Origin of the sequence: Paenibacillus sp. HJGM_3 (assembly GCF_045062745.1) — a bacterium.
Taxonomy (GTDB): Bacteria; Bacillota; Bacilli; order Paenibacillales; family NBRC-103111; genus Paenibacillus_AA.
This window is the reverse complement of sequence record NZ_JBJGED010000004.1, coordinates 1-12,928: the sequence shown is the minus strand read 5'-3', so window position 1 is coordinate 12,928 and position 12,928 is coordinate 1. Positions and strand designations below refer to the sequence as shown.

The following is a 12,928-nucleotide window of genomic DNA, read 5'->3' as shown; positions in this document are numbered from 1 at the left end:
CTCAGTCATCGAAGAGCAATGACGACTCTCCGGTTCGGATCTTCGCCCTTACTGTATGTCTTCACATTCGGATGATTCTGCAGTTGCGAGTGAATCACTTTGCGTTCTTGCGGGGACATCGGCTCCAGGACGACCTCCTTGCGCGTCCGGATGACGCGCCGGGCCAGCCGGTCCGACAGTTCCTCGAGCGTCTGTTTGCGCCGATCACGGAAGTTCTCCGCATCGAGCACGATCCTGACATGGGATGTGGCATAGCGATTCGCGACGATATTCGTCAAATATTGCAGCGAATCGAGCGTCTGCCCTCTTCTTCCAATTAAGATCCCGAGCTCATTGCCGCTAATGTTCAGCTGGACTCCTTCAGCCGATTCTTGGCTCTCGATGGCTGCATCGATGTGCATCGACTGAAAGACGTCGTGCAAGAAAACCGTCGCTTCTTCAATCGGATCCGGGATCCATTCCAACTCAACCTTCGCTTCCTTGTTGCCGATCAGGCCGAACAACCCTTTGCTGGGCTGCTCCAACACTTGAATCTTAACCCGGTTCTCGGTTGTATTCCATTGGGCTAATCCGGATTTGACTGCGTCTTCGATTGTTTTTCCCGCAACAACCAGCTTTTTCATTTGGATGGGCCACCCTTATTCGTTGATGGTCGACGATAAAGGAAATAAGATTGAACGACTGTGAACAAGTTGCTGTAAATCCAGTATAGAGGAAGCGCAGAGGCGAAGTTCATCGACATGACGAAGATCATCACGGGGAAAATGAACATGAGCGCCTGCATCTGCGAAGTCATTTGGCTCGACATCATCTTCTGCTGCAGGAAAGTCGTAATCGCCGCCAACACCGGCAGGACGTAGTAAGGATCCGGCGACCCCAACTTCAGCCACATGAACGTGTGCTGGCTAATCTCGCCGTTCCGCATGATCGCATGGTAGAGCGCAATCAGAATCGGCATCTGTACCAAGAGCGGTAAACAGCCGGCCAGCGGGTTAACCCCGTTCGCCTGGAACAACTTCATCGTCTCTTCCTGCTGCTTCTTCGGATCGTCCTTGTACTTCTCCTTCAGCTTCTTCATCTCGGGCTGAATGTCTTGCATCTTCTTGGAGCTGCGGTATTGCTTGAGAGTCAGCGGCAAGACGAGGAATCGGATCAAGATCGTCACGATTAGAATGGACAACCCATATTGACCCCACAATATATCAGCAAACCAATTCATTAATGTAGACAGCGGATAAATGAAGAACTTGTCCCAAAAGCCGTTGGCCGGATCGATCGGATTCGTCTGCGGATTCATGCTGCCGCATCCCGCCAAGACCAAAATCATGAGAGATAATACCGCTAGTGTATAGATACGACGACGGGTCAAAATAAGCTTCCTCCTAACCTTCTTTTCCAAACTCAACTATACCACAATCGCAGGGGTAAAGAAAACTTTTTATTCCATCTTCTACTGGAGCAGCGATGCCCGCTTCAACGCGTGCAGCAAGCTTTTCTCCATCTCCTTGTACTCCATTTCGGATGCGGGTTTGCGGGCGATTACGACGAGATCCACATGAGGACGAATCCGGTCGGCATGATGCCGCAAAATCTCCTTCACCACTCTTCGAATCCGATTGCGCACAACCGCGTTGCCTACCTTCTTGCTCACCGAGATGCCGGCCCGGAACCGCTCCACCTTTGTCTGAGGCAAGCTGTAGACGACGAACTGGAAATTCGCGCTCGATTTGCCGTACCGGTACACTTTATTGAAATCTTCGCGTCTGGTCAGCCTTAGCTCTTTTTGCACCGTCCATCACCATCAATTTTCATGAACTATTAGTACATTTATAATATCCGAAGTTTCATCTAGAGTTAGAAGCTCCAACTTTCCTAGTCTAGACACAAGCCAGACCGGATAAACGTGCTCGTGGAGCGTGCCTTTGTCCTATGTAAGAAAAGCTCCTAATGGAGCATCTCGAATCGTCGGCGGGTCCCTTTTAGAGGAAGTTAGCGAATTCAAACTTTCTGTAACGCTCAAAAAAAAAGACCACCTCGGAGTGGCCTTCCTTTATGCGCTGATAACTTTTCTGCCTTTTTGACGACGAGCCTTCAGAACTTTACGACCGTTCTTCGTGCTCATTCTTTTCCGAAACCCGTGCACCTTCGCGCGCTTGCTCACATTCGGCTTAAATGTCGGTCCCATCTATTGCACCCCCTCAGGAAAACTGGTTCAGTTGTTGGACTCCATACGGTATACTCCAAAAACGCCTTTTTCCATTAAACCATTTCCGCCTGTAAAAGTCAACGATCCAACCCCATTGGGAAAATGAAGCATCCACTGTGGATATTGTCAAAATTCGCAAGTTATTCACTTGTGTATAATTATCCAGAGGAAATCAAGCGAAATTTGTCGATTCTTAACAACGTATTAACAATATCTAGTGTTGTTGACAACTCGAATACACAAGGGATTGAATATGTGGATAAATCGCTGAATTGCGTTGAAAACAAGGCTTTGTTCTGCTATCATAAAATTGTTTTCGGTTGTGTACAATCTCCGAACATCCTCAAATTATCAACAACATGTGGATAACTTTGTGAACAAACACCCCGGCTGTTACTGATTCCGTTCCTGCAAATCGGAAAACTGTGGATATTTATTCGACAAGATCCCTCAATCATTGACATAGCAAGACAAGAACTTGCAATGCTCGCAATTTAAAGGAGTGAACAATTTGTGGATGGCCACGTTCAAGAATTATGGCAGCAAGTGTTGTCCAACATCCAGAATAGGCTTAGCAAGCCCAGCTACGACACGTGGTTGAAATCAACGCGAGCAACGGTATTCACCGAAACCTCGCTCGTCATCTGCGCACCGAACAAATTTTCGATGGAATGGCTGGAGAGCCGGTATTCCAAAATGATCCGCAGTACGGTGTTCGAGGTGACCGGCCGGGATGTGACGCTGACGTTCACGCTGCAGGAGATGGAGCAGCCCGCCGCCGCCAAGCCGGCAGCTGTGGCCGTAGCCGAACCGGCCAAGCAAGGATTGTTTCCGGAAGACCCGTTCATTAATAATTTGAACCCCAAGTATACGTTCGATACGTTCGTCGTCGGCCTGGGCAACCGGTTCGCGCATGCCGCCTCGCTCGCAGTAGCGGAAGCGCCGGCCAAGGCTTACAATCCATTGTTCTTGTACGGGGGCGTGGGCCTAGGCAAGACGCATCTCATGCACGCGATCGGCCACTATGTGCTCGAGCACAATCCGAGTGCCAAGGTGCTGTACATCTCGTCCGAGAAATTCACGAACGAATTCATCAATGCGATCCGCGACAACCGAGGTGAGAGCTTCCGCAACAAGTACCGCAACATAGATGTCCTGCTTATAGACGATATTCAGTTTTTGGCGGGGAAAGAACAGACGCAGGAAGAATTTTTCCATACGTTCAACGCCCTTCACGAAGAGCGCAAGCAAGTCATCATCTCGAGCGATCGCCCGCCGAAGGAAATCCCGACGCTGGAAGATCGGCTGCGCTCCCGGTTCGAATGGGGCCTCATCACCGACATCGAGCCGCCGGACCTCGAGACGCGCATCGCCATCCTGCGCAAGAAGGCCAAGGCGGAGAACTTGGATATCCCGAACGAAGCGATGGTCTACATAGCCAACCAGATTGACACGAACATCCGGGAGCTCGAGGGGGCGCTCATCCGGGTAGTGGCCTATTCCTCCTTGATTAACCAAGACATAACGACGCATCTAGCCGCCGAGGCGCTGAAGGACATCATTCCGGCCAGCCGGCCTCGCATTATTACGATTCAGGACATTCAGCAGCGGGTAGGCGAGTTTTATGGACTGAAGATCGAGGACTTCAAGGCGCGCAAGCGCACGAAGGCGGTTGCCTTTCCGCGGCAGGTGGCTATGTATTTATCCCGCGAGCTGACGGACTATTCCTTGCCCAAGATCGGCGACGCCTTCGGGGGCCGCGACCATACGACGGTCATCCATGCCCACGAGAAAATTACGGCGGCCTTGCAGCAAGACCAGGAATTATATAAAATTGTCCACAACATCACCGAAAAAATTAAAAATCCGTCTGCCTGACGCACACAAGCCTATACACAAACTATTCACATGTGGATAGGCTTGCTTATTCAGAGGTTTGCCTACTTATCCACATATTCAGGGCCCCTAGTACTACTACTAAAAAGATTTTAAACCTATATCTTATGATCGTTTCTCGCGAAAAAGAACCACGGGAGTGACATGATGAATATTATTATTGCCAAAGATCAACTGAACGAATCCATCCAACACGTATTCAAAGCGATATCCAACCGGACGACGATTCCGATCTTGAGCGGGATCAAGATCGACGTAGACGGCAAGGGAGCCACATTCACGGCAAGCGATACGGAAATTTCCATTCAGAGCTACGTACCGACGGAGAAGGACGGCATCACGATCGTGGAAGTGCTGAGACCGGGCAGCGTCGTGCTGCCTGCGCGCTTCTTCTCGGAGATGATCCGCAAGCTTCCGGCCGCGGTAGTAGAGTTGGAAGTGAAAGACAACTTCATTACATGGATCCGCTCCGGCTCGACCGAAGTGCAGCTCGTAGGACTGGATCCGGAGGAATATCCGCTGCTGCCGCAGCTGGAGGAAGACCAGAAGGTGTCGGTATCCAGCGATCTGCTGAAGGCGATGATCCGTCAAACGACGTTCGCGGTGTCCACAAGCGAGACGAGCCCCATCTTGACCGGCGTGCTGTGGAAGTTTGATGCGGAGCAGTTGAAGCTGATCGCCTGCGACCGGTTGCGGATGGCGAGCCGGGAAGCGCACATTCAGACGAGCGAACAGTGGGAGCCGCAGACGAACATCGTGATTTCGGGCAAAAGCTTGAACGAGCTGAACAAGCTGCTGCCGGATCAATCCATGCTGATCGATATCGTCGTAGCCGATAACCAAGTTTTGTTCAAGATGGATTCCATCTTGTTCTTCACCCGCTTGCTGGACGGTACTTATCCGGACACGGCCAAGCTCATCCCGGCTTCCTTCAGCACGGAGATGACGATCGAGACGCGGAAGCTGGCCGATGCGATCGACCGGGCGTACTTGCTGTCCCGGGAGGAGCGCACGAACATCGTGAAACTCACGATGAAGGACGAGCAGACGGTCGAAGTGTCCTCCACATCCGCTGAGCTGGGCAAGGTAACGGAGCAGATCGGCGTTCACAAGCTGGCGGGCGAACTCATCAGCATTTCCTTCAACTCCAAATACATGCTCGATGCCCTCAAGGTCATCGACAGCGACTATATCGCCATGGGCTTCCGAGGCCCGATGCAGCCAATCATCATCAAGCCGGAAGATCATGCGAATATGCTGCATTTGATCATGCCTTACCGTACAACGAATTAAGCGAATGCCAGTCCAGGATCGGAGTCCGATGGTATGAAACGAATAGAGATCACAACCGAATATATCGCACTCGGTCAGTTCCTGAAGCTGGCGGATTGCATATCCACAGGTGGACAAGCGAAGCAATTTTTGCAAGAAACCGTCATCCGGATCAATGGAGCTGTGGATAACCGGAGAGGACGCAAGCTGTATTCGGGGGATACGGTTGAGGTAGAGGGGTGCGGCCGGTTCGAGGTGGTTTCCACTTGTTCCTGAAAAAGCTGACCTTGCACAATTACCGCAACTATGAGCATGTAGAGTTCGCCACCGACTCGAGCGTCAATATGTTCGTCGGGCCCAATGCACAAGGCAAGACGAATTTGCTCGAGTCGATCTATGTGCTGGCGCTGACCAAATCGCACCGGACGCACCAGGACAAGGAGTGGATCGGCTGGAATGCCGAACGCGCGCACATCCATGGTGAGATCGAGAAGCGCTATGGCGCCTGCACTCTGGATTTGCAGGTGTCGGCCCAGGGCAAGCGGGCGAAGGTGAACGGGCTCGAGCAGCGCAAGCTGAGCGACTTCATCGGGCAGCTCAACGTCGTCATGTTCGCTCCGGAAGACCTCGAGATCGTGAAGGGCGCCCCCGGCGTGCGTCGCCGGTTCCTCGATATGGAGATCGGCCAGGTGCAGCCCTCGTATTTGCACGACTTGTCCCAGTACCAGAAGGTGCTCGTCCAGCGGAACAATTTGCTCAAGCAGATGCAGCATTCCTCAAGCCTCGGGACGCAATTGGAGGTTTGGAACGAGCAGTTGGTGCAATTTGGTATTAAAATTATGAAAAAACGTCAAAGCTTTATAAATAAGCTCCAAGTCTGGGCGGAGACGATTCATCAGAGCATCACGAATCGCGCCGAACAGCTCAGCATCGCCTATCATCCCTCGTTCCCGTATGACGATTCGTCACAACAATCTGTTATATTTGATCAGTTTATGGTAAAGTTATCACAGGCCAGAGACCAAGAGGTCCGGCGCGGCACGACCTTGTACGGCCCGCATCGCGACGATCTGCTGTTCCAGATCAACGAGAAGGACGTCCAAACTTACGGTTCACAGGGGCAGCAACGGACGACGGCCTTGTCCTTGAAGCTGGCCGAAATCGAATGTATCCGTGAAGAAGTGGGGGAATATCCGATTCTCCTGCTCGATGACGTTTTGTCCGAATTGGATAGTTTCCGTCAGACGCAGCTGATCGAGACGTTCCAGGGGAAAGTGCAGACGTTCATCACAACGACCGGCGTCGAGAGCGTCAAGATGGACAGGCTCACGCACGCGGCCCTTTTCCATGTGCAGAATGGAAAACTGATCTAGCCTAGACTACGAGTAGGAGCGGGTCTCAATGTTTATCCATTTAGGCGGAGAGAAAATAATACGAGCTTCCGAGCTGATCGCTATATTCGATTTGTCCATTGAGAAGTCGTCCAAAATTTCCAAGCATTTTATTCAGCATGCCCAGAAAGAGCGGAACGTCGAAGTGATCGGGGAAGAGGAATGCAAGTCGCTTGTCCTCACGAAAGGCAAAGTATATTATTCTCCCGTATCGTCCGCGACCCTAAAAAAACGGGCCCAAGTGCTTTTAGCGAACGAAATCGAAGCGACACCCAATCAGAGAAAGTAGGTGACCCGGAATGACGATCAATCAAAATGCGTATGATGAAAGCCAGATTCAAGTTCTGGAAGGCCTGGAAGCGGTTCGGAAACGGCCGGGGATGTACATCGGCTCGACGGGACCGAGAGGGCTGCACCACCTGGTTTGGGAAGTAGTCGACAACGCGATTGACGAAGCCTTGGCAGGCTATTGCGATAAAATTACCGTAACCGTCCACAAGGACAACAGCGTCACGGTCACCGATAACGGCCGGGGAATCCCGACCGGCGAGAATGCGAAGCTGAAGAAATCCACGGTCGAGGTCGTGATGACGGTGCTCCATGCCGGCGGCAAGTTCGGTGGAGAAGGGTACAAAGTGTCCGGCGGCTTGCACGGGGTAGGGGTTTCCGTCGTGAATGCGTTGTCCGAGAACGTGTATGTTAAGGTGAAATATAAAGGCAAAATTCACGAACAAGCTTACCATCGGGGAGCGCCGGAATACCCGTTGCGAGTCATCGGCGAAACCGAAGAGACCGGAACGCTTGTCCGCTTCAAGCCGGACGCCGAGATTTTCACGGAAACGACCGAATATGACTATGATATTCTGCAGTCGCGGATTCGAGAACTGGCGTTCCTCAACAAAGGGATCGAGATTACGTTGCTCGACGAGCGTACGGACGTATCGAATTCATACAAGTACGATGGCGGGATCGTCTCCTTCGTCGAGTATTTGAACCGCAATCGGGCACCCGTTCACGAACCGCCGATCTATGTGGAGGGCGACCGCGACCAGATTCATATCGAGATTGCCATCCAGTATAACGACAGCTATACCGAGAACATCTATTCGTTCGCGAATAATATCAATACGCATGAAGGCGGGACGCACGAATCCGGCTTCAAGAGCGCACTTACTCGCATTCTGAACGATTATGCCCGCAAGACGAATGCGCTCAAAGACAATGACGCCAATTTGTCGGGGGATGACGTGCGGGAAGGCTTGAGCGCGATTATCTCCGTGAAGATTCCCGACCCTCAATTCGAGGGACAGACGAAGACGAAGCTCGGCAACAGCGAGGTGCGCGGCATTGTCGAGTCGCTGTTCGCCGAGAAGCTGCAGGAGTTTATGGACGAGAATCCTGCGATCGCCCGTAAAATTCTCGAGAAGGGGATCCAAGCAGCCCGTGCCCGGGAAGCAGCCCGTAAAGCCCGCGAACTCACCCGCCGCAAAAGCGTGCTGGAAGTCAGCTCCCTGCCGGGGAAGCTGGCCGATTGCTCTTCGCGCGATGCCTCCATCAGCGAATTGTTCGTGGTGGAAGGCGACTCCGCCGGAGGCTCGGCCAAACAAGGCCGGGACCGGCACTTCCAAGCCATCCTCCCGCTCAGGGGCAAAATCCTGAACGTGGAGAAAGCCCGCTTGGATAAAACCCTCTCCAACCTGGAGATTCGGGCGATCATTACCGCACTCGGCACCGGTATTAGCGATGATTTCGATATTACCAAGGCGCGGTACCACAAAATTGTCATTATGACGGACGCGGACGTAGACGGCGCCCATATTCGGACGCTGTTGCTCACGTTCCTCTACCGGTACATGCGCAAATTGATTGAGTCCGGCTACGTGTATATCGCGCAGCCGCCGCTGTACAAGATCGAACGGAACAAGACCGTGCGCTACGCTTATAACGACAAGCAACGGGCGGCCATCATGGAGGAGTTCGGAGATGGTACGAAAGTCAACGTGCAGCGCTACAAAGGCTTGGGCGAGATGAATCCCGAGCAGCTGTGGGAGACGACGATGGACCCCGAGAGCCGTACGCTGTTGCAGGTGAGTATCCAGGATGCGATTGAAGCCGATGCGATCTTCGACACCCTGATGGGCGACAATGTCGAGCCGCGCCGCGATTTTATCCAAGAGCATGCGAGATACGTGAAAAACCTGGACGTTTAACTTTGGAGGTAACTCATGGCGGAAGAGAACAGATCGGAAGTAAGAGAAATAGATATCGGCACCGAGATGCGTACGTCCTTCATGGACTACGCGATGAGCATTATCGTGAGCCGTGCGTTACCTGATGTCCGTGACGGCTTGAAGCCGGTGCACCGCAGAATTTTGTACGCGATGTCCGAGCTGGGCATGACGCCGGACAAGCCTTACAAGAAATCGGCTCGTATCGTAGGGGAAGTCATCGGCAAGTACCATCCTCACGGCGACAGCGCCGTGTACGAGACGATGGTCGGCATGGCGCAAGACTTCACGTACCGCAACATGCTGGTCGACGGACACGGCAACTTCGGTTCGGTTGATGGCGACATGGCGGCTGCGATGCGGTATACGGAAGCTCGTCTGTCGAAGATCTCGATGGAGCTCCTGCGGGATATGCAGAAGGAGACCGTAGACTTCGTCCCGAACTATGATGGGGAAGAAAGCGAACCGGCCGTGCTCCCGTCGCGCTATCCGAACTTGCTCGTGAACGGCACCTACGGGATTGCCGTAGGGATGGCGACCAGTATCCCGCCTCATAACTTGGGCGAAGTCGTCGACGCGGTCCAGCAGATCATCGACGATCCCGATGTCACCCCGCTCGAGCTCATGCAGTCGATCAAAGGTCCGGATTTCCCTACAGGCGCCTATATTATGGGCCGCGAGGGGATTCGTTCCGCATACACGACCGGCCGCGGTTCCGTGACGATGCGGTCGAAGGTGAACATCGAAGAGAACAACAACAAGGCGCGGATTATTGTTTATGAGCTGCCTTACAAAGTCAACAAAGCAAGACTCGTAGAGAAGATTGCCGAGCTGGTGCGCGATAAAGTCATCGACGGGATCACCGATTTGCGGGACGAATCGGACCGCACCGGGATGCGGGTCGTCATCGAGCTCCGTCGGGACGTCAATCCGAATGTCGTCTTGAACAACTTGTACAAGCATACCCCGATGCAATCCAATTTCGGCATCATCATGCTGGCCTTGGTGAACGGGGAACCGAAGGTGCTGAATCTCAAAGAGGTGCTCCAACACTACCTGAAGCACCAGCAAGAGGTCATTCGCCGCCGGACCGAGTTCGACTTGAAGAAGGCCGAAGCCCGGGCGCATATTCTGGAAGGCTTGCGCATTGCCTTGGATCACTTGGACGAAGTCATCGCCCTGATCCGGGGGTCACGCACGACGGAAGAAGCCCGGGACGGCTTGATGAATCGGTTCCAGCTCAGCTACGATCAGGCCCAGGCGATTCTCGATATGCGCCTGCAGCGCTTGACCGGATTGGAGCGGGATAAGATCGAGGCCGAATACGCGGAATTGCAAGTCAAGATCGCCGAATATCGGGCCATTCTCGCCGATGAACAGCTCATTCTGGGCATTATCAGTGAGGAATTGAAAGAAATCAAAGACAAGTATGCGGATCCTAGACGATCGGAAATTACGATCGGAGAAGAGAGCATCGAGGATGAGGACTTGATCCCACGGGAGGACGTCATCATCACGATCACGCATACCGGCTATATCAAGCGTCTGCCGGTGACGACTTACCGCAGCCAGAAGCGCGGAGGCCGAGGCGTTGTCGGGATGGATACCAAGGACAACGACTTCGTCGAACATCTGTTTGTGACGAATACGCATCACTACTTGATGTTCTTCACCAACAAAGGCAAAGTGTATCGCTTGAAGGCTTACGAGATTCCGGATCTGAGCCGGACCGCGCGAGGCACGCCGATCATCAACCTGATTCAGATCGAACAGGGCGAGACGGTGAATGCGGTCATCCCGGTTGAGGAGTTCAATTCCGAGCAGTACTTGTTCTTCGCCACACGGGGCGGCATCGTGAAGAAGACCCCGCTCGATGATTACTCCAACATCCGCAAGGGCGGCTTGATCGCCATCAACCTGCGGGAAGACGACGACCTGATCGGCGTCAAGCTGACGGACGGCAATCAAGAGATCATCATGGGGACGCAGCAAGGGATTTCGATTCGATTCCCCGAACAGGATGTTCGTCCTATGGGCCGTTCGGCTACCGGCGTGAAGGGGATTCATATTTCCGACAATGACGCGGTCATCGATATGGATGTCGTGAATGTCGACCATGACGTGTTGATCGTCACCGCCAAAGGATACGGGAAGCGGACTCCAATGAGCGAATACCGGATCCAGTCTCGCGGCGGGAAAGGGATCAAGACGCTGAACGTCACCTCCAAGAACGGGCCGGTCATTAGCCTCAAGGTTGTAACTAACGAAGAGGACTTGATGATCATTACCGCATCCGGGACGATCATTCGGACCAGCATGTCCGGCATCAATACGATGGGCCGGAATACGCAAGGGGTCCGGTTGATCAACATCCGGGAAGACGATGAAGTGGCTACGGTCTCCCGTGTCGAGAAGAGCGATGAGACGACAACAGAGGAAACGCCGGAAGAAGAATAAGCTCTTAGCGGAGCCGCAAAAAATTTTGAGGGATTGGTCTTACATACCAATCCCTTTTGTTTTACAATAAGGAATACGGATTATTTTTGAGGTGGGGGGATAGTATGGCGGTAGTTCCCGTTTCCCAGCTGAATGAGGGCGACAAACTTCAAGAGGATGTTCTCACCAAATTGGGGAACATTCTTTTTCACAAGGGCAAAATGCTCATGGCGAGGGAACTCGAGATTTTAAGAGCCTTCATGATTCCCTATGTAGATATCGAGATCGAAGAGGATGAGAATAACCCGCGTTCCGATTACATGAAAGAAGAAGAGAGCGCGCTGCCCTTTTACATAGAGTATCACAACATGCTGCAACTGCTGAAGCGGGTGTTCCGCAACGCGATGGCGGGGGCCAACCTGCCCGTGCTGGACATTCGCAATACGATGGAGGCGCTGCTGGCGCAAATTCAACACTATCACGTGCTCACGTTCTCACCGAGAACGATGCACATGTCGGAATACATTTACCATAACAGTATTCAGGTAGCACTCACGGCGTACACGCTAGCGAAGTGGCACGGCTTCACCTCAAAAGACTGGATGCCGATTGCTCTTTCCGGCCTGTTGCACGATATCGGGAATGTGAAAATCGATTCGGCAATTCTTGAGAAACCGTCGCGTTTGACCGGGGCCGAGCTGGAAGAGATGCGCAAGCATACGATTTATGGGTACCAAATCCTGAAGACCGTCCCTTCGATCAACGAAGGGGTGAAGCTGTGCGCGCTGCAGCACCATGAGAAGGAGGATGGCTCCGGCTATCCGCTGGCGCTCAAGGGCGACAACATTCATCCGTACGCCAAGATCGTGGCGGTGGCCGATATTTTCCACGCCATGACCGGGCCGCGTACATACAAGAAGCCCAGCTCTCCGTATGTCGTGCTGGAGCAGTTGGTGCAGGATTCCTTCGGCAAGCTCGATCCGACGATCGTTCAGACGTTCGTCAATCGGGTGACGCAGTTCAACCGAGGCACGGTTGTCCGGCTGAACGACCATCGCGTAGGTGAGATCATCTTCACTGATCCTGCCCACCCAACACGGCCGATGGTGAACGTCAACGGCACGATCATTAATCTTGCCGTGGAACGAAAATTGTTTATTCAGGAAGTTATGTCTTGACATAGGGTTCCGCCCATGATATATTATTATTCGCCTCTTCGGAGCGGGTCGCTGCTGGATGGACTCGAAGCACTTTTTGGTTAAAAAAAGTACTTGCAATGAAGTGGGCGAATGTGATATATTAATATGGTCGCTGTTTGAGAGGTTCTCTTAAATGCCAGCGACGGGATTGTTCCTTGAAAACTGAACAACGAGCGTGCAAGTAATAAATGCTAGTAACGTTTTAGAGCTATATCAGATGTATCCTTTATGGAGAGTTTGATCCTGGCTCAGGACGAACGCTGGCGGCGTGCCTAATACATGCAAGTCGAGCGGATCGTT

The 12,928-nt window shown here is 52.7% G+C and carries 12 protein-coding genes and 1 rRNA gene; 9 read left to right on the top strand and 4 right to left on the bottom strand.

Features of this window, described 5'->3' with window-relative positions; all coding sequences use genetic code 11:
* Positions 1-5: 5 nt before the first annotated feature.
* The 4 genes from jag to rpmH all read right to left on the bottom strand — a co-directional run bounded on the left by jag (position 6) and on the right by rpmH (position 2,185).
* The gene (gene jag / locus ACI5FR_RS05755; protein ID WP_405451546.1) at positions 6-623 is read right to left on the bottom strand and encodes an RNA-binding cell elongation regulator Jag/EloR; all 618 of its coding nucleotides are present in this window, start codon (positions 621-623) and stop codon (positions 6-8) included.
* Positions 620-1,327: a membrane protein insertase YidC gene (gene yidC, locus ACI5FR_RS05750; RefSeq protein WP_405452213.1), complete on the bottom strand. Its 708-nt coding sequence runs from the start codon at positions 1,325-1,327 to the stop codon at positions 620-622. Before yidC ends, jag begins: the two co-directional genes overlap by 4 nt.
* 123 nt (positions 1,328-1,450) lie before the next feature.
* Positions 1,451-1,789 (bottom strand): ribonuclease P protein component, encoded by a 339-nt coding sequence (gene rnpA / locus ACI5FR_RS05745; RefSeq protein WP_405451544.1) that lies wholly within the window; start codon positions 1,787-1,789, stop codon positions 1,451-1,453.
* 261 nt (positions 1,790-2,050) lie between these two features.
* Positions 2,051-2,185, bottom strand: a complete 135-nt coding sequence (rpmH, locus tag ACI5FR_RS05740) for a 50S ribosomal protein L34 (RefSeq protein ID WP_405451541.1) — start codon at positions 2,183-2,185, stop codon at positions 2,051-2,053.
* A 534-nt stretch (positions 2,186-2,719) separates the two neighbouring features.
* Between rpmH and dnaA the strand changes: the two genes are divergently transcribed.
* The 9 genes from dnaA to ACI5FR_RS05695 all read left to right on the top strand — a co-directional run.
* On the top strand, positions 2,720-4,084 hold the full coding sequence (dnaA, locus tag ACI5FR_RS05735) for a chromosomal replication initiator protein DnaA (protein WP_405451538.1): 1,365 nt from the start codon (positions 2,720-2,722) through the stop codon (positions 4,082-4,084).
* A 165-nt stretch (positions 4,085-4,249) separates the two neighbouring features.
* Positions 4,250-5,395 (top strand): DNA polymerase III subunit beta, encoded by a 1,146-nt coding sequence (gene dnaN / locus ACI5FR_RS05730; RefSeq protein ID WP_405451535.1) that lies wholly within the window; start codon positions 4,250-4,252, stop codon positions 5,393-5,395.
* Positions 5,396-5,428: 33 nt separating this feature from the next.
* Positions 5,429-5,650: a S4 domain-containing protein YaaA gene (yaaA, locus tag ACI5FR_RS05725; protein WP_405451532.1), complete on the top strand. Its 222-nt coding sequence runs from the start codon at positions 5,429-5,431 to the stop codon at positions 5,648-5,650.
* Positions 5,641-6,747, top strand: coding sequence for a DNA replication/repair protein RecF (recF, locus tag ACI5FR_RS05720; protein WP_405451529.1), 1,107 nt, complete (start codon positions 5,641-5,643; stop codon positions 6,745-6,747). The genes yaaA and recF overlap by 10 nt, the downstream gene beginning before the upstream one ends.
* Before the next feature lie 28 nt (positions 6,748-6,775).
* A complete protein-coding gene (gene remB / locus ACI5FR_RS05715; protein ID WP_405451527.1) occupies positions 6,776-7,054 on the top strand; it encodes an extracellular matrix regulator RemB in 279 nt (92 codons plus the stop codon).
* Between the two features lie 10 nt (positions 7,055-7,064).
* Complete coding sequence (gene gyrB / locus ACI5FR_RS05710; protein WP_405451524.1) at positions 7,065-8,975, top strand: DNA topoisomerase (ATP-hydrolyzing) subunit B; 1,911 nt, start codon at positions 7,065-7,067, stop codon at positions 8,973-8,975.
* A gap of 15 nt (positions 8,976-8,990) precedes the next feature.
* On the top strand, positions 8,991-11,450 hold the full coding sequence (gyrA, locus tag ACI5FR_RS05705; RefSeq protein WP_405451521.1) for a DNA gyrase subunit A: 2,460 nt from the start codon (positions 8,991-8,993) through the stop codon (positions 11,448-11,450).
* A 104-nt stretch (positions 11,451-11,554) separates the two neighbouring features.
* Positions 11,555-12,607: an HD-GYP domain-containing protein gene (locus tag ACI5FR_RS05700; protein ID WP_405451518.1), complete on the top strand. Its 1,053-nt coding sequence runs from the start codon at positions 11,555-11,557 to the stop codon at positions 12,605-12,607.
* Between the two features lie 246 nt (positions 12,608-12,853).
* Positions 12,854-12,928: ribosomal RNA gene (locus tag ACI5FR_RS05695) — 16S ribosomal RNA — on the top strand; the annotation flags it as partial.

What these genes read in the sequence shown, in the direction of transcription:
- remB (WP_405451527.1), top strand. Translation starts at nt 6,776, where the DNA reads ATGTTTATCCATTTAGGCGGAGAGAAAATAATACGAGCTTCCGAGCTG.
- gyrB (WP_405451524.1), top strand. Translation starts at nt 7,065, where the DNA reads ATGACGATCAATCAAAATGCGTATGATGAAAGCCAGATTCAAGTTCTG.
- jag (WP_405451546.1), bottom strand. Translation starts at nt 623, where the DNA reads ATGAAAAAGCTGGTTGTTGCGGGAAAAACAATCGAAGACGCAGTCAAA.
- yaaA (WP_405451532.1), top strand. Translation starts at nt 5,429, where the DNA reads ATGAAACGAATAGAGATCACAACCGAATATATCGCACTCGGTCAGTTC.
- dnaN (WP_405451535.1), top strand. Translation starts at nt 4,250, where the DNA reads ATGAATATTATTATTGCCAAAGATCAACTGAACGAATCCATCCAACAC.
- yidC (WP_405452213.1), bottom strand. Translation starts at nt 1,327, where the DNA reads ATGATTTTGGTCTTGGCGGGATGCGGCAGCATGAATCCGCAGACGAAT.
- rpmH (WP_405451541.1), bottom strand. Translation starts at nt 2,185, where the DNA reads ATGGGACCGACATTTAAGCCGAATGTGAGCAAGCGCGCGAAGGTGCAC.
- ACI5FR_RS05700 (WP_405451518.1), top strand. Translation starts at nt 11,555, where the DNA reads ATGGCGGTAGTTCCCGTTTCCCAGCTGAATGAGGGCGACAAACTTCAA.
- gyrA (WP_405451521.1), top strand. Translation starts at nt 8,991, where the DNA reads ATGGCGGAAGAGAACAGATCGGAAGTAAGAGAAATAGATATCGGCACC.